At 43.8% G+C, this 25,317-nt stretch carries 25 protein-coding genes; 8 read left to right on the forward strand and 17 right to left on the reverse strand.

Going from position 1 to position 25,317, the window contains the following annotated elements; all coding sequences use genetic code 11:
* Positions 1-92 precede the first annotated feature (92 nt).
* The 8 genes from alaS to LPY66_RS12740 form a co-directional block, all read right to left on the reverse strand.
* Entirely contained in the window at positions 93-2,723 is a 2,631-nt protein-coding gene (gene alaS / locus LPY66_RS12705; RefSeq protein ID WP_337984700.1) for an alanine--tRNA ligase, read from the reverse strand.
* A gap of 176 nt (positions 2,724-2,899) precedes the next feature.
* The gene (locus LPY66_RS12710) at positions 2,900-3,952 is read right to left on the reverse strand and encodes an AI-2E family transporter (protein ID WP_337984701.1); all 1,053 of its coding nucleotides are present in this window, start codon (positions 3,950-3,952) and stop codon (positions 2,900-2,902) included.
* A gap of 153 nt (positions 3,953-4,105) precedes the next feature.
* Positions 4,106-4,303, reverse strand: a complete 198-nt coding sequence (locus tag LPY66_RS12715; RefSeq protein ID WP_337984702.1) for a hypothetical protein — start codon at positions 4,301-4,303, stop codon at positions 4,106-4,108.
* Positions 4,300-4,764: a PRC-barrel domain-containing protein gene (locus LPY66_RS12720; RefSeq protein WP_337984703.1), complete on the reverse strand. Its 465-nt coding sequence runs from the start codon at positions 4,762-4,764 to the stop codon at positions 4,300-4,302. Before LPY66_RS12720 ends, LPY66_RS12715 begins: the two co-directional genes overlap by 4 nt.
* A 165-nt stretch (positions 4,765-4,929) precedes the next feature.
* Positions 4,930-6,015, reverse strand: coding sequence for a tRNA 2-thiouridine(34) synthase MnmA (mnmA, locus tag LPY66_RS12725; protein ID WP_337984704.1), 1,086 nt, complete (start codon positions 6,013-6,015; stop codon positions 4,930-4,932).
* A gap of 5 nt (positions 6,016-6,020) precedes the next feature.
* Positions 6,021-6,395, reverse strand: a complete 375-nt coding sequence (nifU, locus tag LPY66_RS12730; protein ID WP_337984705.1) for a Fe-S cluster assembly scaffold protein NifU — start codon at positions 6,393-6,395, stop codon at positions 6,021-6,023.
* 59 nt (positions 6,396-6,454) lie between these two features.
* Entirely contained in the window at positions 6,455-7,627 is a 1,173-nt protein-coding gene (nifS, locus tag LPY66_RS12735) for a cysteine desulfurase NifS (protein WP_337984706.1), read from the reverse strand.
* Positions 7,628-7,629: 2 nt separating this feature from the next.
* A complete protein-coding gene (locus LPY66_RS12740) occupies positions 7,630-8,067 on the reverse strand; it encodes an RrF2 family transcriptional regulator (protein ID WP_337984707.1) in 438 nt (145 codons plus the stop codon).
* A 236-nt stretch (positions 8,068-8,303) separates the two neighbouring features.
* On the opposite strand from LPY66_RS12740, the gene LPY66_RS12745 reads away from it, so the two are divergent.
* Positions 8,304-9,602, forward strand: coding sequence for a replication-associated recombination protein A (locus LPY66_RS12745; protein ID WP_337984708.1), 1,299 nt, complete (start codon positions 8,304-8,306; stop codon positions 9,600-9,602).
* Between the two features lie 194 nt (positions 9,603-9,796).
* Positions 9,797-10,588, forward strand: a complete 792-nt coding sequence (locus tag LPY66_RS12750; RefSeq protein ID WP_337984709.1) for a lipid II flippase Amj family protein — start codon at positions 9,797-9,799, stop codon at positions 10,586-10,588.
* 175 nt (positions 10,589-10,763) lie between these two features.
* Here LPY66_RS12750 and LPY66_RS12755 read toward each other — a convergent pair whose 3' ends face one another.
* From LPY66_RS12755 to LPY66_RS12765, 3 genes are all read right to left on the reverse strand, one after another.
* On the reverse strand, positions 10,764-11,450 hold the full coding sequence (locus LPY66_RS12755; RefSeq protein WP_337984710.1) for a DUF2103 domain-containing protein: 687 nt from the start codon (positions 11,448-11,450) through the stop codon (positions 10,764-10,766).
* A 12-nt stretch (positions 11,451-11,462) separates the two neighbouring features.
* Complete coding sequence (locus tag LPY66_RS12760; protein WP_337984711.1) at positions 11,463-11,948, reverse strand: metallophosphoesterase family protein; 486 nt, start codon at positions 11,946-11,948, stop codon at positions 11,463-11,465.
* A 185-nt stretch (positions 11,949-12,133) separates the two neighbouring features.
* Positions 12,134-12,487, reverse strand: a complete 354-nt coding sequence (locus LPY66_RS12765; protein WP_337984712.1) for a hypothetical protein — start codon at positions 12,485-12,487, stop codon at positions 12,134-12,136.
* Positions 12,488-12,649: 162 nt separating this feature from the next.
* Between LPY66_RS12765 and LPY66_RS12770 the strand changes: the two genes are divergently transcribed.
* Complete coding sequence (locus tag LPY66_RS12770) at positions 12,650-13,093, forward strand: DMT family transporter (RefSeq protein ID WP_337984713.1); 444 nt, start codon at positions 12,650-12,652, stop codon at positions 13,091-13,093.
* Positions 13,094-13,103: 10 nt separating this feature from the next.
* Here the strand turns inward: LPY66_RS12770 and LPY66_RS12775 are convergent, their stop codons facing one another.
* A complete protein-coding gene (locus LPY66_RS12775) occupies positions 13,104-13,622 on the reverse strand; it encodes a hypothetical protein (RefSeq protein ID WP_337984714.1) in 519 nt (172 codons plus the stop codon).
* Between the two features lie 48 nt (positions 13,623-13,670).
* Between LPY66_RS12775 and uvrC the strand changes: the two genes are divergently transcribed.
* The 4 genes from uvrC (at position 13,671) to LPY66_RS12795 (ending at position 17,949) form a co-directional block, all read left to right on the forward strand.
* Complete coding sequence (uvrC, locus tag LPY66_RS12780) at positions 13,671-15,473, forward strand: excinuclease ABC subunit UvrC (protein ID WP_443112489.1); 1,803 nt, start codon at positions 13,671-13,673, stop codon at positions 15,471-15,473.
* 607 nt (positions 15,474-16,080) lie between these two features.
* Positions 16,081-16,980: a M23 family metallopeptidase gene (locus LPY66_RS12785; protein ID WP_337984715.1), complete on the forward strand. Its 900-nt coding sequence runs from the start codon at positions 16,081-16,083 to the stop codon at positions 16,978-16,980.
* A 44-nt stretch (positions 16,981-17,024) separates the two neighbouring features.
* Positions 17,025-17,429 (forward strand): bactofilin family protein, encoded by a 405-nt coding sequence (locus LPY66_RS12790; protein WP_337984716.1) that lies wholly within the window; start codon positions 17,025-17,027, stop codon positions 17,427-17,429.
* 40 nt (positions 17,430-17,469) lie between these two features.
* On the forward strand, positions 17,470-17,949 hold the full coding sequence (locus LPY66_RS12795) for a MarR family winged helix-turn-helix transcriptional regulator (RefSeq protein WP_337984717.1): 480 nt from the start codon (positions 17,470-17,472) through the stop codon (positions 17,947-17,949).
* 898 nt (positions 17,950-18,847) lie between these two features.
* On the opposite strand, the gene LPY66_RS12800 is transcribed toward LPY66_RS12795, so the two are convergent.
* The 5 genes from LPY66_RS12800 to LPY66_RS12820 form a co-directional block, all read right to left on the reverse strand.
* Complete coding sequence (locus LPY66_RS12800) at positions 18,848-19,471, reverse strand: GNAT family N-acetyltransferase (protein ID WP_337984718.1); 624 nt, start codon at positions 19,469-19,471, stop codon at positions 18,848-18,850.
* Between the two features lie 59 nt (positions 19,472-19,530).
* Entirely contained in the window at positions 19,531-20,784 is a 1,254-nt protein-coding gene (locus LPY66_RS12805; protein WP_337984719.1) for an adenosylhomocysteinase, read from the reverse strand.
* A gap of 98 nt (positions 20,785-20,882) precedes the next feature.
* On the reverse strand, positions 20,883-21,734 hold the full coding sequence (locus LPY66_RS12810) for an Mrp/NBP35 family ATP-binding protein (RefSeq protein WP_337984720.1): 852 nt from the start codon (positions 21,732-21,734) through the stop codon (positions 20,883-20,885).
* 166 nt (positions 21,735-21,900) lie between these two features.
* A complete protein-coding gene (pepF, locus tag LPY66_RS12815; RefSeq protein ID WP_337984721.1) occupies positions 21,901-23,703 on the reverse strand; it encodes an oligoendopeptidase F in 1,803 nt (600 codons plus the stop codon).
* 68 nt (positions 23,704-23,771) lie between these two features.
* The gene (locus LPY66_RS12820) at positions 23,772-24,263 is read right to left on the reverse strand and encodes a CYTH domain-containing protein (protein ID WP_337984722.1); all 492 of its coding nucleotides are present in this window, start codon (positions 24,261-24,263) and stop codon (positions 23,772-23,774) included.
* A gap of 208 nt (positions 24,264-24,471) precedes the next feature.
* Between LPY66_RS12820 and LPY66_RS12825 the strand changes: the two genes are divergently transcribed.
* Positions 24,472-25,317 (forward strand): methyl-accepting chemotaxis protein, encoded by an 846-nt coding sequence (locus LPY66_RS12825; protein WP_337984723.1) that lies wholly within the window; start codon positions 24,472-24,474, stop codon positions 25,315-25,317.

Raw genomic sequence — 25,317 nt, forward strand, 5'->3', positions numbered from 1 at the left:
TTTATTCTTCATTAACTTGGATATTCCCTGTTACAAATATTAAATAATTATAAATTATTCATACTATGGTTTTCATATTTTCGGAATTGTTATTAAGTATGCCCCAAAAACTTACTGATTATGGAAGGGACTTTATCCAACGCTTCACCGAGTTTGGATGGATCTTTTCCTCCGGCTTGCGCCATATCCGAACGGCCTCCGCCGCTGCCGCCGGTAATAGCGGCAACTTCTTTAATAATCTTGCCTGCATGCAAACCATTTAAACCTTCCGGCGAGACAACCGTCACTAAATTTACTTTTCCTTCAGCTACAGAGGCAATAACAATGACGCCATCCTGTAATTTATCTTTTAACATATCGGCAGTTTGCCGCAGCGTATCCATGTCCGGAGCCTGAACTCTTGCCGCAAGAATTTTAACGCCTTGAACCGTCTGTACCTTGCTAAGTATAGTGTCAGCTTCATATTTCGATAATTTTGTATTCAACTGCTGGATTTCTTTCTCCAGTTCCTTATTTTGAGCAACCATCAGCCCAACTTTCTTAACACTTTCTTTCGGCTGGACCTTAAGTACGCTACCGATCTCGTTAAGCTGTCCTTCGATTTCCCGGAGATAGGCCAAGGCTTCTAGTCCGGCGACAGCTTCGATCCGTCGCAAACCGGCACCGATCCCGCCTTCCGCAACAATTTTTAAGAGTCCGATTTCACCGGTTGTGCGCACATGCGTCCCGCCGCAGAGTTCTCTGCTGTAATCGCCCATTTCCACCATGCGGACGACGTCTCCGTATTTCTCCCCGAATAAAGCCAGCGCACCTTTTTCTCGGGCCTGGTCCATCCCCATTTCCTCGGCATGGACAGTAAGATCAGCAAGTATGTGTTGGTTAATTTTATTTTCCACCGCTAGGGTCTGTTCCAGCGTCAGCGCTGAAAAATGAGAAAAGTCAAACCGCAGTCTGTCTTTGGTTACCAGTGACCCCGCCTGTTGCACATGCTCTCCTAAAACCTCGCGCAATGCCATCTGTAATAGATGGGTCGCACTATGATGGCGGGCGATCGCCTTGCGGTTATCTGCATTCACCATCGCTGTGACCTGATCCCCTTGTTTAAGGACTCCGCTCGTTATCAGCACACGATGTGTGACCGCACCGTTAGGCAGTTTTTTCAATTCCAGTATCTCTGCGGATGCTTTATCAGTCTGAATCATCCCTTCATCAGATACTTGTCCGCCACTTTCTGCATAGAAAGGGGTTTGGTTAAGCAAGCAAATGACTTCCTCCCCTTCGCCTGCACTGTCCAGTTCACCTTCGTCACTGAACATCGCCAATAACACGCTGTCGCATGTCACGTGGTCATAGCCTACGAATTCTGTCGGGCCAACGGTTTTGGCCTTTTCCGTCAGCTCCGCATTTTCTACTGCAGCCCGCATTTGGCGCGATTGCTCTTTAGCGAGACGCCGATGTTCTTCTGATGCATAACTAAAGGCCGCAAGATCGACCGTGATCCCTTCTTCAGATAGAATCTCCTCTGTCAGTTCGACTGGGAATCCATAGGTCTCATAGAAATGGAAAGCGTCATCACCGCTTAACACCTTGACTCCGGCATCTTTTAGTGCTTTTACCTTTTCCTGCAGCAGGAGCGTTCCCTGCTCTAACGTAGATTGAAAGTTCTTTTCTTCTAAACGAAGATGATTGATAATAAAATTTTCATTTTCCTTCAGTTCGGTATACCAATGCGCAAAATTCTCTTGGATGATCCGAAAAAGCGTTTCCAGAAATGGCTTATCAATTCCGAGAAGACGGGCAAAACGTACTGCGCGCCGCAGGATTCGTCGTAATACATAGCCGCGTCCGTCACTGCTTGGGCGAATCCCATCAGCCAGCATGAACGATACGGCGCGCGTATGGTCGGCAACCACTTTTAGTGCTGTATCAGTTTTCGGGTCGGTCTTATATTTCACACCGGCGATTTCCGCCGTTTTTTTGATTATCGGCATAAACAGATCCGTGTCAAAATTCGACTCGACACCCTGGATTACCGAGGCAATTCTTTCTAAACCCATCCCGGTGTCGATATTCTGTTTGGGAAGGGGGGCCAGTGTCCCCTGTTCATCTCGAAAGTATTGCATAAAAACCAGATTCCAAATTTCAAGAAATCGGTCACAGTCACAACCTATGGCACAATCCGGTTTTCCGCAGCCCCGGCTTGTACCCAAGTCGACATAGATCTCTGAGCAAGGTCCGCAGGGACCTACCGGTCCTGCCGCCCAGAAGTTTTCCGGATCTGCGACAATTCGCTCTTGGCTGACACCCGCTTTGATCCAGATGGCTCTGGCTTCGTCATCATCAGGGTACACGGTAACCCAAAGCTTGTCTGTAGGAATTTGAAGTAATTCTGTGATATATTCCCACGCCCAGGGTATCGCATCTGCTTTAAAGTAATCACCAAACGAAAAGTTCCCAAGCATTTCAAAAAAGGTATGATGGCGCGCCGTCTTTCCCACTCTCTCTAAGTCAGGCGTTCGTACACATTTCTGGGCAGTCGTCGCTCGGGAAAAAGGCGGTTCCACCTGTCGCATAAAATAGGGCTTAAAAGGCACCATTCCTGCAACGGTCAAAAGCAGCGTGGGATCATCTTTCGGTATGAGGGATGCGCTGGGCCTAATACTATGCCCTTTTTTTTCAAAATACGTTAAAAACATTTCACGTAATTGGTTTCCAGTATACATCGTCTTCCTCCTATGTAAGGCTCCATTACGAGCTCAATTTTAAGGATATCAATTAAGTATAGCCAATTGTAAAGTTTCCTGTCAACCGCAGATCGGTCTCAACACGCGGCATTATCTTAACTTTATTCGTACTATGCAATTTATCTTGACGTCGCTCCTAAATTAGATAACATGATCTACTCATTCTTGTTTAATTTGAGTTCTCGCGGTGCAACTAACAGATAATACAGATGACGAATAATGATCCGGATAACCGCCGCAAATGGGACAGCTACCAGCATCCCGAAAAGCCCGCCCAGCTCGCCGCCAACTAACAGAACGAAAACTATCCATAACGGATGCATGCCAATCTTATTGCCCATAAGCCGGGGATTGATAAAATTACTATCGATTTGCTGAACGATAAAAATGATCAGTGCAACTTTCAGTGCCAAGAGCGGTGACCGGCTTAAAGCAAGTAATATAGACGGAACGGCTCCTAAAATCGGTCCAAAATACGGGATGATATTTGTTATCCCACAGATGATGCCAATAATCAGTGCGTAATCCATGCCAATCAATGTGATGCCAAATCCGATAAGTACCCCGACGATAACCGCATCAAGGATATTGACCTGAAAGTATCGCTTTATAACGAAGTCAATTTCCATCAGTAATTTATGCCAACCGGCTCGCATCCTGCCCGGTACGATCTTGATAACACCGTCCGTGATCTTCGGCCAGTCAATTAAGAAGTAAAGAGCCAGAATCGGCGAAAGGACCATTAACCCAATAGAGGAAAGTAATTCCGGTAGATTCTCAATCGTCTTCCCCATCCAGTCAATAATATAATATTGCATTTGATCCATTTTCTTTTCCATCAGCATCGTGATTTCTTGCGAAATATTGAACTGGGGATATGCTGATTGCAGTGATTTTACATAGTGATTGATAACTTCGAGGCGATTTGGCATGACAACGGCCAGTCGCCCTAATTCCTGATAAAATGTTGGCAGGAGCAGTAAAAATAACAACGTCAATGTGATGAGGATAAGAATAAACGTGATAGCAACCGCCCATTTGCGTTTGATGCCTTTATTCGTCAGCCAGCTGACGACTGGGCATAAAAGGTAAGCGATGATTGCCCCCGCAGCAAAGGTAAGGGTTATCTTCTTCACTTTAAGTAAAATAATGATAGTAAGTGCTGCAAGTAAAATTCCGAATATCCAGCGCAGCTTGTTTTGCAGCATGATTAAATCCCCTTTCTGTGAATCAGCCTTTACTGGTCCGCAGCAGTCGTTATGTTTTCTGCACGGTTGTTCAGGTACAGAAAAGGGTTGGTCTTTTCAACGTTTGAAAATCCCAACCCCCTATAGGCAAGCGATGAAGTCAAAAATGCCGAATTATTCAGCGGCAGCTTGAACAATTTGCTCATTATCCTGGAGAAAATCCTCCCACGCAACGAGCGTTCCATCTTCTTCCAAATCAAAGACGACGACTTTATCTGTATGACTGTTGAACTCAATGCAGCAATTCCAACAATAGTATTGTTCAACGCCTACTTTTCCTGTTTGTCGTCCCCCGCAAACCGGGCATGTCATGATAAAGAACCTCCTTCAATTACAACCACATCCAGGTCTTCGCCTAGGATATTTTCTTCAAAGACAGCCTCTCGTCCCTTTAGTAAATCTGCAAAAAGGCCGTCTGATATTTCATAGCCCAGAATTTTTTGGACTTGATTATCAACATAAATATCGCCTACAGTTCCTTTGATATCACCGTCGCTGTCATAAACTTTGCTGCCGACTTTCTGTGACCAACAGGAACCCGATAATCTTTTACTGCTTAATCCCTTGACGGCGAGAGCATCCTTGCCGATGGAGACGATATCTTCTCGCACGATGTTTTCCGCCGGGTGTGTCAAAAGGGTATCCTTTTCGATAATGACACCTGTTATCCTGTTGTTTTTTTCATTGTAAACAATGTCACTGACCCATCCTAATCGTTCCTCAGAATTGCTGTCTACGACCGGCAATCTGACGATATCCCTCATCCTCCGCATAGTAACCTCATTTCATTCTGTGTGGTATGAGGTAGTCTAACCAGATAGTAACCTGGCTATTCATGCGACTGTATTATTTTTTACCGATTGTTTCGTGTTTCTATTTCTATTATACATACGTAGATGAGAAAAACCTTAAATCCGATAATATTTTTATTTTCGTCGTCAATGATCGTTGTTGTTGCTTCTAATCCCTGCCTTATCAGAGACAATGATTCCTCCGCCTAATACCAGCGATTCCTGATAAAATACCACCGATTGGCCTGGGGTCACTGCCCGCTGAGGGGTTTCAAACCGCACTCGGATACGTCCCTCTATATCTGGTTCTATGATCGCCGGTACCGGATTCGCCTTGTACCGTATCTTTGCCAAGACCTTTAACGGCGCGGATACTTTTTCGAAAGGAATCCAATTCAGCTGTTCTGCCCAGAGTGTATCAGTAAAAATATCTTTCTCTTCTACGATCATGACCCGATTATAGACAGGATCCAGTGAAGCCACAAACATCGGTTTACCAAACGCAGTACCTAAGCCCTTGCGCTGCCCCACCGTATAATAAATAAGTCCGCGGTGTCTGCCAATGACACGACCTTCCATATCGATAAAGTCACCGGGATCAGGATTTATACCCGATGCGGCTTTAATATATCGACTGTAATCATTATCCGGAATAAAACATATTTCTTGACTGTCTGCTAATTCAGCCGCCTTGAAATTCCTCGCACGCGCAATTTCTCTTATTTGTTCTTTATTCAGATCACTGAGCGGAAATAGCGCATGGCCAATTTGTTCCTGGTTTAGCGAGTACAGCATATAACTTTGATCCTTTTTTGCATCCGCAGCGGTGTAGAGAAGCCAACGACCAGATTGTTGGTCATAATGGTTTCGTATATAGTGGCCGGTAGCCAGAAAATCAGCACCGAGTTCCTGTACCCTTTCCCATAATGCGCCAAATTTAACGGTCTGATTACAAACGACACAGGGATTAGGTGTCAGTCCTTGATAATAGCTGTCAACAAAGTAGTCGATAACCTTATGCCTGAATACGTCACGCAAATCGAGAACAAAGAGCGGTATCCCCAACTCCTTGGCCGCTGCTCTGGCTGTTTCTTCACTGACACCGCCCGTATGCGTCACGATCGTTACGCCAAATACATCATACCCTTTTTCTTGAAGCAAAGCAGCTGCCGTGGTGCTGTCCACGCCGCCGCTCATCCCCACTGCAACTTTAGTCACATTTCTGCCCTTCATCTTCCTTAAATCTTTGTCTTCTTCTCCATATAATCCTTGATCGCCGCATGAACAGCATCTGCAGCAAGGTTAGAGCAATGCAGTTTTGTTTCCGGTAAACCGTCCAGAGCTTCGGCTACAGCGGCATTTGTCACTTGTAACGCTTCATCCAAAGTCTTCCCCTTGACCATTTCCGTAACCATGCTACTGGTGGCAACTGCAGCGCCACAGCCGAATGTTTTAAACTTGATATCTTTGATAACATCCTCTTCAACCACAAGAGAAATACGCATTATATCCCCGCATTTGGCATTACCGACCTGACCTATACCATCAGCATTCTCAATCTCACCCACATTACGCGGGTTGGTAAAATGATCGATGACTTTTTCTGAGTACATAAAACTCACTCCATTTCTGAATAACGATTGTGTGTATTCGATTTTTGGCTTTTCGTTTTTTAGCTGTTGGCTGCATGATATAAGGGGGACATATCCCTTAGACGTTGGACGATCTTTGGCAGCTCTTGCAGTACAAAGTCAATTTCTTCATCGGTGTTCTGTCTGCCCAGAGAAAGTCGAAGCGATCCGTGTGCCACTTCATGGGTCAATCCCATCGCCAGCAGAACATGGGAAGGATCCAATGAACCGGAAGTACATGCTGAGCCGCTGGAGCCAGCTATTCCAATCATATCCAGACTTAAAAGTAATGACTCACCTTCAATAAACTGGATACTGATATTGACGTTATTCGCCAGACGTTTATCGCCGCGCGGGCCGTTTACTTTAACATCCTCAATGCTGTTCAAAATACCATTGAGTAATTTATCCCGCATGCGGACAAGTTCCTTATTTTCTTCATGCATCCGCTGTCCAGCCAATTCACAGGCTTTACCAAAACCAATGATTCCAGGCGCGTTTTCTGTCCCGGAGCGAATCTTTCGTTCCTGAGAACCGCCAAAGACGAGCGGCGAGATGCGGACGCCATTACGAATATATAAGGCGCCAACCCCTTTGGGACCATAAATTTTATGACTGGAAATCGTCAATAAGTCCACATTCATTTTATTGACATCGATATCCAGTTTACCAAGTGACTGAACAGCATCAACATGAAATAAGATTCCCTTTTCTCTTGCTATTTTGCCGACTTCCTCCACTGGTTGGATGGCGCCGACCTCATTATTGGCATGCATGATACTAATCAGTATCGTTTCCGGGCGAATGGCATCTCTGACGTCTTCAAGCCGGATGAGACCTTCCTCATCCACCGGTAAGATAGTTATTTCATAGCCGTTATTTTTGAGATACTTAAATGTATCCAGTACCGCATGATGCTCAATCGCTGACGTAATTAAGTGGTTCCCTTTTTTTAATCGTGCTCTGGCTGCTCCCTGAATCGCCAGATTATCTGCTTCGGTTCCACCACTGGTGAAGGTTATCTCCTTTGGGTTCGCCCCAATGAGGGATGCAACCTGTTCCCGCGCATTATCTAATGCTTTACGGACCTGCCTGCCAAAATAATGGACACTGGAAGGGTTACCGTAATACTCAGTAAAATAGGTCATCATTAACTCGGCAACCTGCGGGTCCACCGGCGTTGTCGCACTATGATCAAGATATATCCGCTTCATATTCATCCTCCATTTATAAGCTCGTTTTTATTATTGTCCTGAAGTAGGTCGGCTAACGTAATGGAATTAACAACATCGTTGATTGAGTCCCTGACTCTCACCCAAACCTCTCGGTTCACGCAGAATTTAGTTTTTTCACAGCAGTTTTTTTCAGCCTGCTTGTCGCATTCAACTGGTGCTATGGGTCCCTCCAAAACGCGAATCACGTCGCCTATATTAATATCCTCTGGTTTTTTTGCAAGTATATACCCACCTTGAGGGCCGCGAATGCTTTTCACAAGCCCTGCCCGGCGTAATTCCGGAACGAGCTGCTCCAGGTAGTTTTCCGATAGTTTCTGTCTATCAGCGACACTTTTAAGAGATATTGGCCCTTCAGCCGTGTGCTGTGCCAGATCAACCATAATCTGCACACCGTACCGCCCCCGGGTTGAAAACCGCATATCATCACCTCGTCATACGTTTTATGATTGTACTAATAGATTATTTATATCCTACTAAACCAATCGGAATTTGTCAATACAAATAATTTATATTATCAGATTACCGGTTGACATGGCACGAGATTTGTTATAATGTATTTATCTTTCATATGATAGTGATTTTTTATTCCATGGTTATTGATACCTACTGCTAATATTTTGGGTCATTTTTTGACCTTTTTGGGAGGAAAAACGAAGTGAATCTTTTTTCCACAGCCTTCGATGCGAGCAAAGTCGCCCCTTTAGCCGACAGAATGCGTCCACGGACTCTTGATGAATTTATCGGGCAGCACGATATTCTTGGACCCGGAAAGCTCCTGCGCCGGGCAATTGAAGCAGACAGAGTGACCTCGATCATTCTTTATGGGCCTCCCGGTACAGGAAAAACCTCGCTAGCGCAAGTCATTGCCAATAAAACGACCTCGAATTTTGTTCGGATCAACGCTGTTTCTTCCGGCGTGAAAGATCTCCGGGAAATACTTGAGAAAGCCGAGGAAAATCTTCACCTTTATCAGCAAAAAACACTTGTCTTTTGCGATGAAGTTCATCGATTCAACAAAGGTCAGCAGGATGTTCTTCTGCCAGCCATTGAACGCGGTATTATTTCCTTTATCGGAGCAACTACTGAAAACCCGTACTTTGAGATCAATTCTGCTCTATTAAGCCGGTCGACATTGTTTCAATTGCATCCTCTTTCGGATGAAGAAATTCGTATGGGATTGGAACAGGCCATAAAGGATGAGACACGTGGGTTGGGCAGCTATCATGTAGAAATAGCGAATGAAGCCTTTGCTCACTGGATCGATTACGCCGGCGGTGATCTGCGCCGGGCGCTGAATGCTCTGGAATTAGCCGTACTCACCACTGCCCCGGAAAACGGCATCCGCAGGATCAGCCTGGAAATAGCGAAGGAATCGGTTCAGCAAAGACATTTTCGTTTTGATAAAAATGGCGATAACCATTATGACATCATCTCAGCAATGATCAAAAGCATGCGCGGCTCTGACCCGGATGCGGCCCTCTATTGGTTCGCCATCCTGTTGGAGTCCGGTGAGGATCCGCGTTTTATCATGCGCAGGATTATTGTTCATGCTTCCGAAGATGTCGGATTGGCTGATCCGCTGGTCATGCTTCAGGCCCATGCTGCCGCTAACGCCTTGGAATGGGTGGGTTTACCGGAGGCGCGGATCCCGATGGCTCAGGCTGTGTTAGCGATTGCCACAGCGCCGAAGAGCAACTCCGTCGTAACCGCAATCAGTAATGCTCAGGAATATGTTCGAATGAAAAAAGCCGGACAAGTCCCCATTCATCTTCGTGACGCTTCTTACCCCGGTGCCAAAAAGCTGGGACATGGGATCGATTATCTTTATCCGCATGCTTATCCTGGAAATTGGGTGCGACAGGATTACCTTCCCGAAGAAGCCAGGGATACCTGCTTCTATAATTCGACCGGCAAAGGCGCAGATAAAAACAGAGGGAAACCCACAGCGAAATAATTAGGCTTCATCAGCACATTCCACTTGAGTGGGGCTCGTGCCATAAATTTTGTTGCTAACAAACACAATTGCAGAATAGAAAACGGCGATATCGTTGCAGCTACTTTTAAGTAGCTTAGCGATATCGCCTTATTTATTGTAATCATATATCCTTTCCCCCAGGCATACTCATTACCAAAGATGGGGGTGTATCCATGCCTTCAGATCTCGTTCAATTGCTTATCATCACGTTTGTTATTCACCTGATTGATACGTTCGCCTACTCTGTTCGTCTGAACGCTGTAAAAAGCGGTCAATTTGCGCTATCTGCCTCGTTGTTTAATTTATTTTATCTGATATCGCTGATTGCACACTCCATACAAGCACCTTTAATTGGTGGACTTATTGACAATGCCATGAGATTAAATACCGATCCACTTCCGCAATTGCGCATAATCATCCTAGCCTCAACCACTGGGACATTTTTTGGTATCTTTTTTACGCCAACCTTTTTAAGGATATTTTCTAAAGCCGTTTATAACCTTGAGAGAACAGGATCGGTTCCATCGATTGTCCTCAATGCATTTAAGTCTGGCAGCGTCGTCCGCTTGTCCAATTATTTTGTTTTTCCAGTAAAAAATATGTTCCGCAATTTACCTTTTAATATAGTCCCCCGCGAATTGATCACACTCAATGCCCTCGTGACCGGTATTTATACTATTGGCGGGATGTCAGCCTATTATGCGGCTTCCCTTGTGACTTCAGACCATCGACTGGCCGCCGCAGCGTCAGCCGGCATATTCAACACAGCGGCTAATATTCTGTTTATGCTTTTTATCGACCCAAAATCGTCGATCATTACGGATCAGGCTTTAAAACAACATCGTCCGTATGACGATGTTAAAGCTCTCGTCGTCATCCTGATGAGCGCGAAACTCCTGGGAACGCTCTTCGGTCAAGTCCTGTTGAATCCTCTGACACAGGCGATCGTTATGTTTTACCAGTAAGTAAACCGGCTTCAAACACTATTTGCTAAACCTGCGTTATCATGCTGTTGTAGAGACATAATAAAGAATCCTCCTGACTAATTCTTATTAAGAATAGTGTTTGAGGATTATCTCCGTCTTATTTATTTAACTTTATACTATTAGATGGGAATAATTAACACGTTGTTGACTATCTTTATTGCGGTGAATGTTTGGGGTTTCTTCTGATGGGAGACATCGACAGTCTATCTTGCAGTTCAGTCAATGCTTGCCGTATATCGTGATCAATGATTTCCTCCAGCCTGGGGTCGTCGTGGTCCGCCATGGTCGCCAAGCTGTCCACCAGTGAATCCCTTAGCCCTTGATTGATTTCCACCAGCTCATACTCTTCCTTGATTCCGCTAAGCAGCCTATCCTTGTTGCTTAAGGGAATTTCTCCGTGAGCGTTACCCGTTTGATCACCGGTTTTTGTCCTGGGATTTTTTCTCTTATCAGGCCTTTTTTGTTGAGCTTTCTGCAAATCACGCGTGTCTGTACCGTTTATAGTATCTTTATAAGTAATTGCCTGTTTACAGGTTTCATCCAGCGCGGACCGAAAAAAATCCAATTCCTCTGTCAATTTAGCAACCCATTGTTTTACGACCTGAGTATTCTCTGTCACAACAAACGCCTCTTGAATGGAACCCCCGTTTTTTAAAAGGATTTTGCATCCTGTTGGTGTTTCGTACTGATAGGCCGCACCACGCTCTTTGGAATTGGTAACGCTAATAACTCCAGGAATAATATCCGAAATTTGACGATGTTTGCTCAGATCTTCGAGCCAGTCCAAGGCACCTTCAATAATACTATGTTCTCTTTTGATCTTATTTCGTCGGAATTTCATGGTTGGTCCCTTTCAATCAAAATACAAATGCTGTATATTAAAATTCCTCTTATCTACTGTCAATATCCCGATCGAGCACTGCGCCTGGCTTCTCCGCTCAGACGCTGATCCAGGATTAAACATCAATATCCCTTCAAAATATTTCTTAAACGGGATATGACTGTGGCCAAAAATGATCATATCGACCTCATCGTTTAAGAAACAATTATAGGCTCTATCTGGGGTGTCTTTGCCAAATCCCATTGCCCCGTGGGTTATTCCTATCTTAATGGATCCGACATCTGCAATGAGTTTATCAGGCAGATCGGTCAGTGACCAGTCACAATTGCCTCTAACCGCAATCACAGGTGCTATCGTTTCTAAATCATCGAGCAATGTTCTGGACACGATATCCCCGGCATGAATAATTGTATCCACTTCACTCAATGTTTTCCAGACATAAGAAGCTAGTGTTCGTCCCTGTCGAATATGTGTATCCGAGATTATTCCAATTCTCATGTTCATAAAACTCCTGTATTCTAAATCACCTGGAAACTTAGAATTGCTTCTGATAGTCATTAAATATTTAATTATGGTTCCTAAATATGATTATAATAGTAAAGAATATTTTATGGTTTGCCAAGTCCAAACTACATATTTTTGCAGCAATTATGTAAAAATAAACAGGGATTAAGCTGTCCCTGTTATTGGTATTGACATTCGCATTTTAATGTTTTACGAATCTCATTGGCTACTCGCCATGTTTCCTGAAGATGGGGGGTTAGCAGTTGAATTCGCCCACTAAGCCGATCCACTAGCAGATCCGGTGAAGGATCATCACGGTCCTTGTGCGAATGGCGTATATCGATAGCTATTTTTGTATCATCAAACTCCGGAGGAACAAAATAGTTGAGAACTTCTTCTGTGGCATCGATCAACTCTGCTACTTGATCATCCGGATAGCCTTCCCTTAACAAGATATCTTTTACCTGCGTCAAGGAATGATCTAGCGTAAGCAACATTTGCGCTCTCTTGACCAATTCCGGATCAAAACTCATCGTAACACCTCTTTTCTATGTCTCAGTAATTTCATTTTTCCCTGTGTCCTAAAACAAATACTATAATATTTTTTACTAACTTGGTGTCCTTGCCCATAATAAAAACAATCATTATTGTATCTATGTATTTAATATATTCGATAATATTCCGGAGGTTAGAGAATGCTGAAACTTCTTTCTATCCCAGCGGTACTTGCTGCGTTATCCGGAGCCGCGATGGCCTTGCAAGGAACATTAAATTCCCAATTGAGTCAAAAATCTTCTTTGCTTTCATCAACTTTGATCGTCCACATCTTAGGCAGTATTATTGCCCTTGGCGCTGTTGTCATATGGAAAGTTCCTTTATCTTCGCATAAATGGAACCAGATCCCCTGGTACCTTTACCTCGGCGGCGTATTAAGTGTTGCGATTATTGCGCTTGTTGCCGTTTCGATATCGAAGATCGGTGTCTGTAATGCAACAACAGCGATTATACTGGGTCAGGTTGGCATGGCGGTTCTTATTGATCACTTTGGACTTTTTGGTGTACAAAAAATAAGCTGGAACCCTTGGCAACTGTTAGGTCTCCTGCTATTCGCCGGGGGGGCTAAACTTCTCTTCCGTTAATTAGTACAAGCTATATCAATCCTGACCGTGTGTTGATTTTATTTAGATTCAGAATAATATTGTACATTTCTTCCGTAACCGTGTATTTGTGAATTTGTCCATTAGAAGATAACAGCAATATTTTTTTCGCTTGTCCTTTCGTATCACTGTCAATTATTTTTAAAATATAGCCATAGCTCTCACTGGATAAGGCAAGCTGTTGGAATTCATTATCCTGTACAAAAATCGCCCAGTACCCATCCGATATTTCACTGTCCCCGGTATACAGCGAATTGTAAACACTGGGCAGATCACTATCGTCGGTGTCAACGGTTGTATCATCCGCTTCGTCGGTTGTTGTCGGCAGCGTTATTTCATCAATTGTCTCTATCGACTCTCCCGAAAAAGCAAGTTGATCATAAACCTTATGGAAAAAATCCGGGAAGAGCAAATAGCCCACAACACCAATAATAAATATCCATATCGCAAGGGCCTGGAAGTCGCCCCACAGATCGTTTTTGGGGGGATGTCCCCAGGTGTTATTTCTCATAATACCACCCCTGAAATTATACGTGATACATGAGCAGAATATGATACAATCTATATAACCGAACAACCAACGGAGGTGATTCTTTTGGTGGATGTATTTAAGAAAAAACTGTCTCTCCTGCCGGATTCTCCGGGAGTCTATTTAATGAAAAACGCCTCCGGGAATATCATATATGTAGGAAAGGCAAAAGTACTCAAGAATAGAGTCCGCTCCTATTTTACAGGATCTCATGATCAAAAGACCCAAAAACTCGTCAGCGAAATTGCCGACTTTGAATATATTCTGACATTAACAGAAGTTGAAGCACTTCTGCTGGAATGCAACCTGATTAAGAAATACGATCCCTACTATAATATCCTGCTGAAAGATGATAAATCCTACCCGTATATCCTAATTACAGCCGAAAAGCATCCACGTATCCTCGTCACCCGCAAAGTATCTAAAAAGGCAGGCAAGTATTTCGGCCCTTATCCCAGTGCGACAGCAGCCAGGGAAACAGCCCGCTTACTGAATCGACTGTTTCCTTTTCGCAAGTGCAGCCAGATTCCCTCTAAGGCGTGCTTGTACTTCCATCTTGGTCAATGCCTTGGTCCTTGTATCCGTGATATCACCCCTGATAACTATCAGGATGTTCTGGAAAAATCAACCTTATTTCTTCGCGGCAACCAAAAAAGCATTATCAAATGGTTGGAAGAAAAGATGACTAAAGCCGCTGCAGCGCTTGAATTCGAGGCGGCCCGGGAATATAGGGACTTGATCAGCGATCTAAAATTAATCAGTGAAAAACAAAATATCACGCTGAATGATTATCGTAATCGTGATTTTGTTGCTTATGCCTTTAACGACGAGTTGATCAGTATTCAAATCTTGTGTTTCCGTCAGGGTAATTTAGTTACACGGGATGGCTTTTTCTTTGCGTATTATGATGAGCCCGAAGAATCATTTATTTCTTTTTTATTGCAATACTATACGAATAAAGCCCTGATTCCCGACGAAATATGTATTCCTGAAATAAAATCGACCTCTGTCATGGATATTTTACCTATCGTGATCCCCAAAAAAGGCAAGACGAAACAACTCCTGTCTATGGCAGCATCGAATGCCGAGACCGTGCTCAAAGAAAAGGTCCAGCTGGAAAAAGAAAAAGAAGCGGAACAACAAAAGACTGTCGGCGGTTTGGCTGAGGTCTTGGGTATATCTAAGGCAGATACGATTGAAGCCTTTGATATTTCAGGGCTTTATGGCAGCAATATTGTGGGTGGTATGGTTCAGTTTAAAGATGGAAAACCGTTTCGTTCAAATTACCGTAAGTTCAATATTGCACCACTCCCAGATAATAATGACGATACGGCGTATCTTAAACATGTGATTGGCCGACGTTATTCCCGTTTATTGCAAGAAGGTCTTTGTTTACCGGACCTCATTCTTGTTGATGGCGGCAAGGGACAGGTTAAAGCGGCACTGGAATCGCTTCATAAATTGGGTTTAACGATTCCTATTGCCGGTATGGTTAAAAATGACCGTCACGAAACCCGAACACTAATCAACAAAGCAGGAAAAGAGCTCGCAATCGGTGAACGGACTGAGGTCTTTCGCTTAATTCAGCGGATTCAGGATGAAGTCCACCGCTTTGCTATTACGTTCCACCGCCAACAGCGGATCAAAACAATGAAAGCCTCCGAGTTGGACAATATCCCTGGTATTGGGCCCAAGCGCAAGCTTATGCTCCTGAAGGCTTTTCAAACATTCGATGATATAAAAAATGCGTCGGTTGATGACTTGAAGAATGCCGGTTTAAATGCAAACGTTGCCGAAGAAGTGGTTGATTACTTTCATCCTTTACAGGACTAGTACATTGTATTCAAAATAACTAGGCAAACAAATACGTAAGCTTTATTCTGCGGTTGGTCTGCATGCCACATTCCGCTTTCGGCTCTTGTGCCCTCCATGGCACAAAGAGCCGCGCGACGCAATCCATGCTCCGCTTGTCGCCGGAACTGTAGCACGCAGACCTAATTTGAAGTAAATGCTTGAGATAATCTTTTGTGTAGTTATTTCAAATACGTTGTACTAGTACAACGTTCTTTGCCATCCATGGCACTGCGGCATTAGGCCATCCATGGCCTTGCTGCTCCTACACCCTCCATGGTGTCTGCGACATTAGGCCATCCATGGCCGTCAAAGAGCCGTGCTCCGCTTGACGTAGGCATTGTGCAGGCGACCTTACTCTAATGTAATCTGAGTAACTAATTCGAGTATGATCTCCTAGTACCGTCTATTCCAATATCAGAATTCGTGCTCCGCATACCGCCGGTACTTTGGTGCGTAGACCAGATAGGATGTATTTGCTTGACATTATTATTAAAGACGTTTATCCTAAGAAATGGACAAATTAAGCGCACAAAATACGAAAATAGTGATATTTTCGTATTTTGTGTCTTGTTTCAGGAGTGATATTTTGAAGCAAAAGTACTCAATTATCATCATCCCCTCCGATCATGATAAAAAACCGCGTCAAATACAATTTTCGATTAAAACAAAAAAATTTTTTATTGGCACTTCCATTGCGCTGGGCATGTTTTTTACCGGATTATTTGTTCATGATATTTACCAAATCCATTATATCAATGTCTATGAAGGAAAAATTGCCTATATCAATGAACTTGAAGAGCAACTTCAAGCTAAGAATTTGGAAATAGCCAGGCTCAATGGTAAAAGTGCTGAAATTAATGAAAGGTTGTCTGCAATCGCTGTGATGGAATCACGGATCGCGGGGATCTTAAAAATAAACCAAGCCAGATCAAATTCATCCGAAATCAGCCGCGGCGGCATTTCACTTGAACCCACGTCGGCATCGCGAAATTTGGACCAGGCTTCTTTGATGATTGATTCTCAAATGGAATCAATGCAAAAATACTACGCCATTGCTGTTGAATATGAGAATAAATTAAATCATACGCCGTCCATCATGCCGGTTTCTGGAGAGCTTTCTTCCGAATTTGGCTATCGTCGCAACCCTTTTGGCGGCTGGAGCAGCGAATTCCACTCTGGAATCGATATCGCCTGTGATTACGCCACACCGGTCCGCGCAACAGCAGCCGGGACTGTGACCTTTGCGGGTTACGACGGGTATTGGGGAAGAAAAATTGACATTGATCATGGTTATGGCATTGTCACTTTCTATGCGCATAACTCTAAACTTACGGTGAGTGCCGGTGACGAAGTCCAAAAAGGCGAAGTCATTGCCTACAGCGGTAATTCCGGCCGCAGCACCGGCAGCCACCTCCACTATGGAGCATATATCAACGGAAAACTTGTTGACCCCTTAGTTTTTACTACGAAAACTGTTGAGCAATAAAAAGACGCGATAATATTAAGTTAGCGCTAGAGGAGTGTATCGGTATGTTTAGTAAAAAAGATAATGATACCAAACCGACTATCCGTAATATTAGTTCAAGTACCAATATTACATATCTCGCTGAAGACTGTGACTTAAAAGGATCCTTAATATCAGACGGAAATGTTCGAATCGATGGCAGAATTGAAGGAACGGTTATTGTCGCTGGCGATTTGATCATTGGCCAATCCGCTGTTTTAAAGGCCAATATCCAAGCCAACACAGTGACTTTAGCTGGCGAGGTGCATGGCAATGTGACTATCACCGATCTGCTTGAATTAAGCCCAACAGCCCGACTTTTTGGTGATATTAAGACAAAACAATTAAAAATTGACCAAGGTGCAGTTTTCATCGGTTCCAGTTCATTTTCCGAACTAAAAAGTGAGACCATTGAGCAATCGACCCCTTGAAAGTAAACGTATTTCTTTTTCAAAAGGAGATAATTAACTCATGAATTATAAACATATGATCGATAATTTTGCTTATTTTGCTATCATCTATCGGCAAATATTCTCTGGTTACGATGCCTCTCAATTAAACTTACCGATAAATAAGACTCAAGAAAAAGTATTGACATTTATTAAGCATAACCCCGATAAAAATATGAGTGAGATAAGCAAAATTTCGGGTTTAGAAAAAGGTTCTTTTACAACCTTGATTGATAACCTGATCGGCATGGGTCTTGTTACCCGCAAGCGTTCCGAAACCGACCGCAGAGTCAATTATCTCTCTCTTACCGAAGAGGGTTCTAGCTTGGTAGATCGCATCATACAATCACTTGACGAGTACCTGGACCAAAAATTCAGCGTGCTGAGTTCCTCTGAAAAGATTGAATTTGAGGCTGCACTGGATGAAGCTGTTCGTATCTTGAATAAAGTCGAAAGCAAAGATAAGATGACTCGTAAAATTGTTTGTGCGGAAGAAAGCTAACGATAGACATTAAAATTGAAAATGCGAAATTAATTAATAATACCTAAAAAAGAAAGGCTATTGCCCATGAACAACACCGTTCGAAGTGCAAAGCCTCTTTTTTTAACTCTTTGTAAGTTTGTAGATGGTAGGATAAAGAAAAGTAAATGTTGCGGCTTAGGTCAAGTAGGTTTTCCCACCGGGATCCCTATGGTTTCCTTCAAGGGCGGTTTCCCCTTCCCCCCGGTCCAATATGTCGCCATATTTGAAACTTGATCGCCACTTAGTCCGCACTTCAATCCTTTTCTATTGTACGCTCTAGAAGTTTTCCTTAACACTCCCGGCCATCCTAGCCTCTTTTGCAGAAAAGAATTTCCGGCAGGATAACAGCTGTTTGCCAACACCAGTCGTCCCATGATTGCCTTCCCAACTTTCCCACCTCAAGGCAGGCTACACTGCACTAAGTTCCTTCCTAATGCAGGTTCATCCCTAAGCCGTAGCTGTATAAACCACGTACTCAGGCCTCCACGGAGAAAGGGTAGCGCCCGCATGCCGTTGCGGATCCCCCTCTGTCCTTAACTCCCAGCAACAGCCCAAGACTGGGCGTCTCAAGCCACCACCAGGAACTTCATCGGTATGCCCTTAGCGGATTCTTAGGCCCGCCCTCGAATGACCGTTTTGCGCACTAGAATAGCGCTCCATGATCCAGAGAAACTTACAACATTGAAACTAAAAATATTATTTGCTTTCGCCATATTCATTCTATTAGTTTCTACACTATTTTATACATAATAACGCCAATTTGCAAAATACAAACACATGCCACAGTTCATTTATAACGAAGCATACCGTATTTAAACGACTAAAATCTGTTATTGTTGACACGAGATTAGCTGTTTTCGCTCAATACGACAATAATCTATCTGTGGTTTTTCTTTTGGAATAGCAAATCATTAAATTCTTCTATGTGTCCTTGGCTAACATTTTTGCCATATCGGACCATGAGCATATTGGCAGGATGTGCGGTAATCTCATCATCGTCCGTTTCCCTAATAACCAAATTAACATGATTCATTAGTCGGGACATCATTTCGCGATATTCATAAATAGGGATGTTATCCAGATCCCAATGCCAATAATACTCCGTTGCCAGTACGATATAATCTTCCATTTTTTCGTCCTGGAATGCAGCCAGCAGCATTTCTTTTGCAATACCATGCCGCCGGTAACGCGGTGACACTTCGATTGCACCCAACTCCAAAACATTTTTTGGACCCTGAGACCATCGTTCAAAGTCATCAGGTGGATGAAAGGATATATAACCAACTAATTCGCCCGAAATTTGGGCAGTGACAACTTTACCCTTTTCCAATTGACTAATTTCAATCAATGCCTTTTTCTGCTTATTCGCTGGCCTAAAAGCTTTCAATCCGTCGTCAATCGACAGCTTTTCCAATAGATCCGGTGATGTCACACCGGAAATTACCAGGTCGCCTTCTGGAGTATGGATTGTGTGAGTGATGTTGGTCCACTCCTCTATCACACGACAGCCTCCTCCAATAAATTCTCACGCGATCGTGTAACCAATCGCTAAAATATAAATTAATCGTTAGCCCAGCCGGCAAGATATTCTTTTTGCTCAGCATCTAACGTATCGATATTCAAACCAAGTGAATGGAGTTTCATCAACGCTACTTTATTGTCCAATGACTCGGGAACATTATGGACACCATTATTGCTTCCGGGATTCTTTACAAGGTATTCCAGCGCCAATGCTTGAAGGGCAAAGGACATGTCCATGACCTCCGCAGGGTGGCCGTCTCCGGCCGCCAAATTAACAAGTCTCCCTTCAGCCAATAAGAATATTTTTTGGCCGGTCTTAAGCGTGTATTCATCTGTATTATGACGTACTCTGCGTTTATTCACCGCTAAAGACTCCAAGTCAGGCTTCGATATTTCCACATCAAAATGCCCGGCATTAGCCATGATTGCTCCATTTTTCATCAGAAGAAAGTGCTCTTTGGTAATGATATTTTTATTGCCTGTAACCGTGATAAAGTAATCCGCTTGTGAAGCTGCTGCTTTCATCGGCATCACGTCATAACCATCCATCCAGGCTTCATTGGCCTTGACCGGATCAACTTCGCAGATGATGATCCGGGCTCCGAGACCTCTGGCCCGAAGGGCTACCCCTTTGCCGCACCAACCATAGCCGGCGATACAAACTGTTTTTCCGGCTACGACGAGATTAGTCGTTCTTAAAATAGCATCCCAAACCGACTGTCCGGTTCCATAGCGATTATCAAAGAGATACTTACACCGGGCATCATTGACAGCCATCATCGGAAAGCCGAGCTCTCCTTCCCGCGCCATCGCTTTTAAGCGGAGTATACCGGTTGTGGTTTCTTCAGCCCCTCCCTTGACTATTTGAAGAAGCTCGCGACGAGAAGAATGAATGGTGGAGACTAAATCTCCGCCGTCATCGATGATATAGTCGGGCTCAAAATCTAATGCTTTATTAATATGCATTTTGTACTCTTCCAATGTTGCACCATACCATGCGTAGGCGCGTACACCGTTATTTACCAAAGCAGCAACAACATCATCCTGTGTCGAGAGCGGATTGCTGGCAACAACAGCTACCTCCCCTCCTCCGGCTTGCACCGTCAAGGCAAGGTATGCTGTTTTTGCTTCTAAATGCAAACAGATAACGATCTTTTTCCCTGCAAAGGGACGCACTTCTTCAAACTGTGTCCGAAGCGTATTTAATACGGGCATATATTGGCTGATCCAGTCGATTTTACGCTGTCCTTCCGCCGCTAACCCAATATCCCGAATGGTAGAAGACTCTTTCAATGATAGACACCTCCCTAATTTATTATACACAATATGCGACTGAATAAAAAGGAGACATGAGCAACGCTCATTGTCTCCGGGTTTGTCCTGATGATTGCTTAGACCGTTTCCTGCGGTGCTTTTTGTTGGCTGCGCATGACGACTTTACTCGCGATATCATCAAACAGAGCTGAATGATATTCTTCAACTTTGCCGTTATCGGAAAGTTCGGTTAGTTTCGGGTCAATCGGCAATTGGCCGAGATAAGGTATTCCGTTAGCCGCTGCCTCCTGCTCTCCAGCCGGCTTACCAAATATCTCTATCCGTTTTTTACAGTCCGGGCATTCGACGTAAGCCATATTTTCAACAAGTCCGTAGAATGTCGCTTTATAGATATTGGCCATTTTGATCGCTTTACGGACAACCATATTCGCCAGCTGCTGCGGGCTGGTAACAATAACCAGGCCATCAACTGGCATGGATTGCATTACGCTGATAGGAACATCGCCGGTTCCCGGCGGCAGATCGATGAGTAGGTAGTCTATTTCACCCCATACGACATCTGTCCAAAATTGCTTGACAAGTTGGGAGATCACCGGTCCTCTCCAGATAACAGGATCATCTTCATTTGGAATCATTAGATTTAAAGAAATGATTTTAATGCCGCCGTCAGATTTCACAGGAATAATTCCATGTTCTTCTGCACCGGCTTTTCCTTTAAGGCCGAATATTTTAGGAATGCTGGGGCCCGTGACATCGGCATCCAGAATACCGACACGATAACCCAGTCGATTTAAACTAACCGCCAACATACTGGTGGTGGAGGATTTCCCAACGCCGCCTTTTCCACTCATGATGGCAATGACATTTTTAACTTTGCTGAGTTTTTGAGCTTCAGTCAGTTCCGGTACACTAGGACAGCTACCGGAGCAGGATGAAGAACTTGAGCAACTGCTGCATGAACTACTCACTTTTTTACCTCCAAATTCAACTGTATATGACACAGTTTTCTTTCTTTTTTAATCAGCCCCGGGCTATTGACCACGGCTTCTTTTTCTTAAGTCTGTCTAAAGCTAGAGACCATACCTATAGTATCAATAAAACAATGATTTAGTCAAATCCTTTCGGCTTTTGGTTTTATTGGGCTATGGTAAGTGCCTCCAATTGGTCAAGCAAGCGGATAAAAACGTCCAAAGCTTTTTGAACAGGCTCCGGGGTCTCCATATCCACACCGGCATGGCGCAGCAGCTCAATCGGGTAATCCGACCCACCGCTCGACAGGAACTCTATATAGCGTTCCACTGCAGGCTGGCCTTCATCGATGATTTGCTGAGCGAGAGCTGTAGCTGCCGAGAATCCGGTAGCATATTTATAGACATAGAATCCATTATAGAAATGTGGGATACGGCTCCACTCCATTGCTATTTCGTCATCAAGAACAATTTCCGAACCAAAATACTTTAAATTCAGATCTTTATAAATCTTGGAAAGGTATTCTGCCGTCAGTGATTCATTTCGTTCAACGGCAGCATGGATCTCCTTCTCGAATTCCGCAAACATTGTTTGCCGGAATACAGTCCCCCGGAATTGTTCCAGATAGTGATTGATCAAGTAAGCTTTCATTTTCTTGTCATCCGTCGTGTCGATCATATGCCGCATGACCAGCGATTCATTGAGCGTTGAAGCGACTTCGGCAACAAAAATCTTATAGCCGGCATAGAGATGCTGTTGGTTTTTATTAGAGAAATACGTATGCAGCGAATGTCCCATTTCATGCGCCAGGGTAAAAAGTGAATCGAGCGTATCCTGATGATTGAGTAAAACATACGGGTGTGACCCATATGTCCCCCAAGAATAACCGCCGCTTGTTTTACCGATGTTTTCATAGACATCAATCCAGCCTGAGCTATACCCTTCATCCAATACGTTAAGATAGTCTTCCCCCAGCGGCGCTAGCCCGTCCCGCACAATGGATTTAGCCTCTTCAAACGAGATATGGGCGTCCATTTCTTTGACAAACGGCACATAAATATCATACATGTGCAGCTCATCCACCCCCAATGCTCTTTTGCGCAAAGCCAGATAGCGGTGAAATTGCGGCAAATAGGCATGGACCGTTTCAATAAGTGCATCATAAACAGACAACGGTACATTATCATCATCCAAAGCACTTTGAATCGCAGAATTATAACGCCTTACTCTTCCGTAGAAAACTTCCGCCTTAACACTGGCATTGAGCATAGCGGCCCACGTATTGATCTGTCTGCCGTAAGCAGCATAGAGTGTGGTAAAAGCATCTTTTCTGACGCGTCGGTCACTGCTCTCCATATACTTGATAAAATTCCCTTTAGTCAGTTCGATCTGATTGTCTTCTTCGTCATGTATTGTCCCAATTTTCAAGTCAGCATCATTGGCCATACTGAAAATTGTACTGGGGGCGGCAGCCATTTCACTGGCCTCTGCTAAGATCTTTTCCTCAGCCAGGCTTAGAACATGTTCCTTCTGACGTAAAATGTTATCCAAGTAGTGTCCGTAGAAATTCAAGCGGGAATCACTTCTTATTTGTGAAAACCGTTCATCAGAAATAGCCAAAATCTCCGGAACTATAAACGACAAGGCGCTGCCAGCCTGTACAGACAGCATCGTTGCGCGGTCCGTCATCCCTTGATAATGAGAGATCCTGTTATCCTCATCACGTCGCATCCGCGCATACGTGAAGAGCTCCTCCAGATTGAGGCTTAATTGATCAGCCCACTCCAGACATTCCACAAATAGTTCCGGTCCTTCGGAAAGTTTTCCTTGGTACTTGGCCGCGACTGAGACCAGTCTCTCTGTCTCCTTGAAGACATTTTCCCATTCCGTATCATTGGAGAAAATATCTTCCAATTTCCATTTATATTCTTGCGGGATTTCCTCCCTTGACCGTAAAATTGCTGACATAATGTATCCCTCCATATCTAATCCTCTAGATTATTATACACAGCAATTGATAAAATTACTAATCGCAGTCAGTCAGCTCGCTCAGGGTTCCATGTCATAAACGGCCTGCGTCCGAGATTGAGATTCGTATAACGCATATCTCCGGTTATCTCTTTTTTGCTGTCGACCCATTCGGGAAATACCAGTGGATAATTTTCATAGGGCAATTCGATATCAACGGTGATCAACCCCTTATTATCCCCGTCATAGACGTCGATTTCCCAGGTTAACCCCTGAGCGTCGCTGATTTTATATCGTATCTTAACAATCGGCGGGCTGAGTGCTAAGGATTTCAGTTTTTCGATTTCTTCCACGGTGATTTCTTTGACAGGTGTCTCTAATTCAAAGCGTCTGCTGGGAGTGAGATAATCCTTAATCGTAATTACCATCACACTGCCGGTGACCCTAAACCGGATAGAAGGCGTCTCCGCCAGGTATCCCTGGATCATACGCTCTCCTTTTTCCAACACCGGCAACAAATGAGCGTGAACTAAATATTTGCGTTCAATTTCAAGTCCCATTTTTTTCACATCCAAATCGCATCAATTAACCATTTCCCATTATATCTCAATTTTAATCAAATTTGCGTCATTTGAGGCATTTTTGTAATAAAATACGTCTTCTTGTTTCTGTCTTTCTCTTAAATTGCCATTTCTGTAAATGGCATGAAAATTGCATATAAATAGTCCGAACCCACCCTAAAAAACAGAAGAAAGAGGTGCTTAAACTATGAGCAAAACCAATGAAGAAATATTAGAGGGTTACGCAACCTATTTTTCGAACTTAAAGAATATTCTCCAAGATGATGTTATTGTTCTGATAACCAATAGAACCCATCGACTCCATTATTTTCGCGGTTTTAAACTGCATGTAGACTTGAGTGGTATCGGCGATGAAATTAGGAACGATGATCCCAAGACCCAAGCAATGAATAGCGATAAAATTCTCGCTTATGTCGTCGACCGTGTCGATTTATTCGGTTTTCCTTTTTTCAGCGTGGATTATCCTGTTCACAATGATCAGGGAGAAGTCATTGGTTGTATCAGTATTGGTAGAAGCTTGGAAAAAGAGCAACGGGTTGAAGAAATATCACAAAGTTTGGCTGCGACGTTCGAACAAGTTAACGCAAGCCTGCAGGAAGTCGCTTCCGGGTCCCAGGGTCTGTCTGAGTCGATTCGTCATGTCGTCCAGTCAGCGAGTGAAACATCGGCAAAAATCCAAGAAATTAATAAGATTGTCACCGCTATTAGCGATATTTCCAACCATTCTAATCTCCTTGGCTTAAATGCAGCAATTGAAGCCGCTAGAGCGGGTGAACACGGAAAAGGTTTCAGCGTTGTCGCTGAGGAGATGCGTAAGCTTGCCGCCGAAAGTAAACAATCGGCTGCAAGTGTTACAGAAATATTATTGCAAATGAAAACTTCGATTGAAAAAATCGCTGCAGCAATCGAACAAGTCAATATCATTGCAGAAAATCAAGCGGCGGCTACCCAAGAAATCACGGCTGCCATGGAAGATGTCGGTGAACGTTCACTCAATCTGGTTGACGTCGTAAAAATAAACAGAACGGAATAG

This window comes from Dehalobacter sp. DCM, assembly GCF_024972775.1.
Taxonomy (GTDB): domain Bacteria; phylum Bacillota; class Desulfitobacteriia; order Desulfitobacteriales; family Syntrophobotulaceae; genus Dehalobacter.

Coding starts and splice junctions, on each gene's coding strand:
- alaS (WP_337984700.1), bottom strand. CDS start 2,723: ATGTATACTGGAAACCAATTACGTGAAATGTTTTTAACGTATTTTGAA.
- LPY66_RS12710 (WP_337984701.1), bottom strand. CDS start 3,952: ATGCTGCAAAACAAGCTGCGCTGGATATTCGGAATTTTACTTGCAGCA.
- LPY66_RS12715 (WP_337984702.1), bottom strand. CDS start 4,303: ATGACATGCCCGGTTTGCGGGGGACGACAAACAGGAAAAGTAGGCGTT.
- LPY66_RS12720 (WP_337984703.1), bottom strand. CDS start 4,764: ATGCGGAGGATGAGGGATATCGTCAGATTGCCGGTCGTAGACAGCAAT.
- mnmA (WP_337984704.1), bottom strand. CDS start 6,015: ATGAAGGGCAGAAATGTGACTAAAGTTGCAGTGGGGATGAGCGGCGGC.
- nifU (WP_337984705.1), bottom strand. CDS start 6,395: ATGTACTCAGAAAAAGTCATCGATCATTTTACCAACCCGCGTAATGTG.
- nifS (WP_337984706.1), bottom strand. CDS start 7,627: ATGAAGCGGATATATCTTGATCATAGTGCGACAACGCCGGTGGACCCG.
- LPY66_RS12740 (WP_337984707.1), bottom strand. CDS start 8,067: ATGCGGTTTTCAACCCGGGGGCGGTACGGTGTGCAGATTATGGTTGAT.
- LPY66_RS12750 (WP_337984709.1), top strand. CDS start 9,797: ATGCCTTCAGATCTCGTTCAATTGCTTATCATCACGTTTGTTATTCAC.
- LPY66_RS12755 (WP_337984710.1), bottom strand. CDS start 11,450: ATGAAATTCCGACGAAATAAGATCAAAAGAGAACATAGTATTATTGAA.
- LPY66_RS12760 (WP_337984711.1), bottom strand. CDS start 11,948: ATGAGAATTGGAATAATCTCGGATACACATATTCGACAGGGACGAACA.
- LPY66_RS12765 (WP_337984712.1), bottom strand. CDS start 12,487: ATGAGTTTTGATCCGGAATTGGTCAAGAGAGCGCAAATGTTGCTTACG.
- LPY66_RS12770 (WP_337984713.1), top strand. CDS start 12,650: ATGCTGAAACTTCTTTCTATCCCAGCGGTACTTGCTGCGTTATCCGGA.
- LPY66_RS12775 (WP_337984714.1), bottom strand. CDS start 13,622: ATGAGAAATAACACCTGGGGACATCCCCCCAAAAACGATCTGTGGGGC.
- LPY66_RS12790 (WP_337984716.1), top strand. CDS start 17,025: ATGTTTAGTAAAAAAGATAATGATACCAAACCGACTATCCGTAATATT.
- LPY66_RS12795 (WP_337984717.1), top strand. CDS start 17,470: ATGAATTATAAACATATGATCGATAATTTTGCTTATTTTGCTATCATC.
- pepF (WP_337984721.1), bottom strand. CDS start 23,703: ATGTCAGCAATTTTACGGTCAAGGGAGGAAATCCCGCAAGAATATAAA.
- LPY66_RS12820 (WP_337984722.1), bottom strand. CDS start 24,263: ATGGGACTTGAAATTGAACGCAAATATTTAGTTCACGCTCATTTGTTG.
- LPY66_RS12825 (WP_337984723.1), top strand. CDS start 24,472: ATGAGCAAAACCAATGAAGAAATATTAGAGGGTTACGCAACCTATTTT.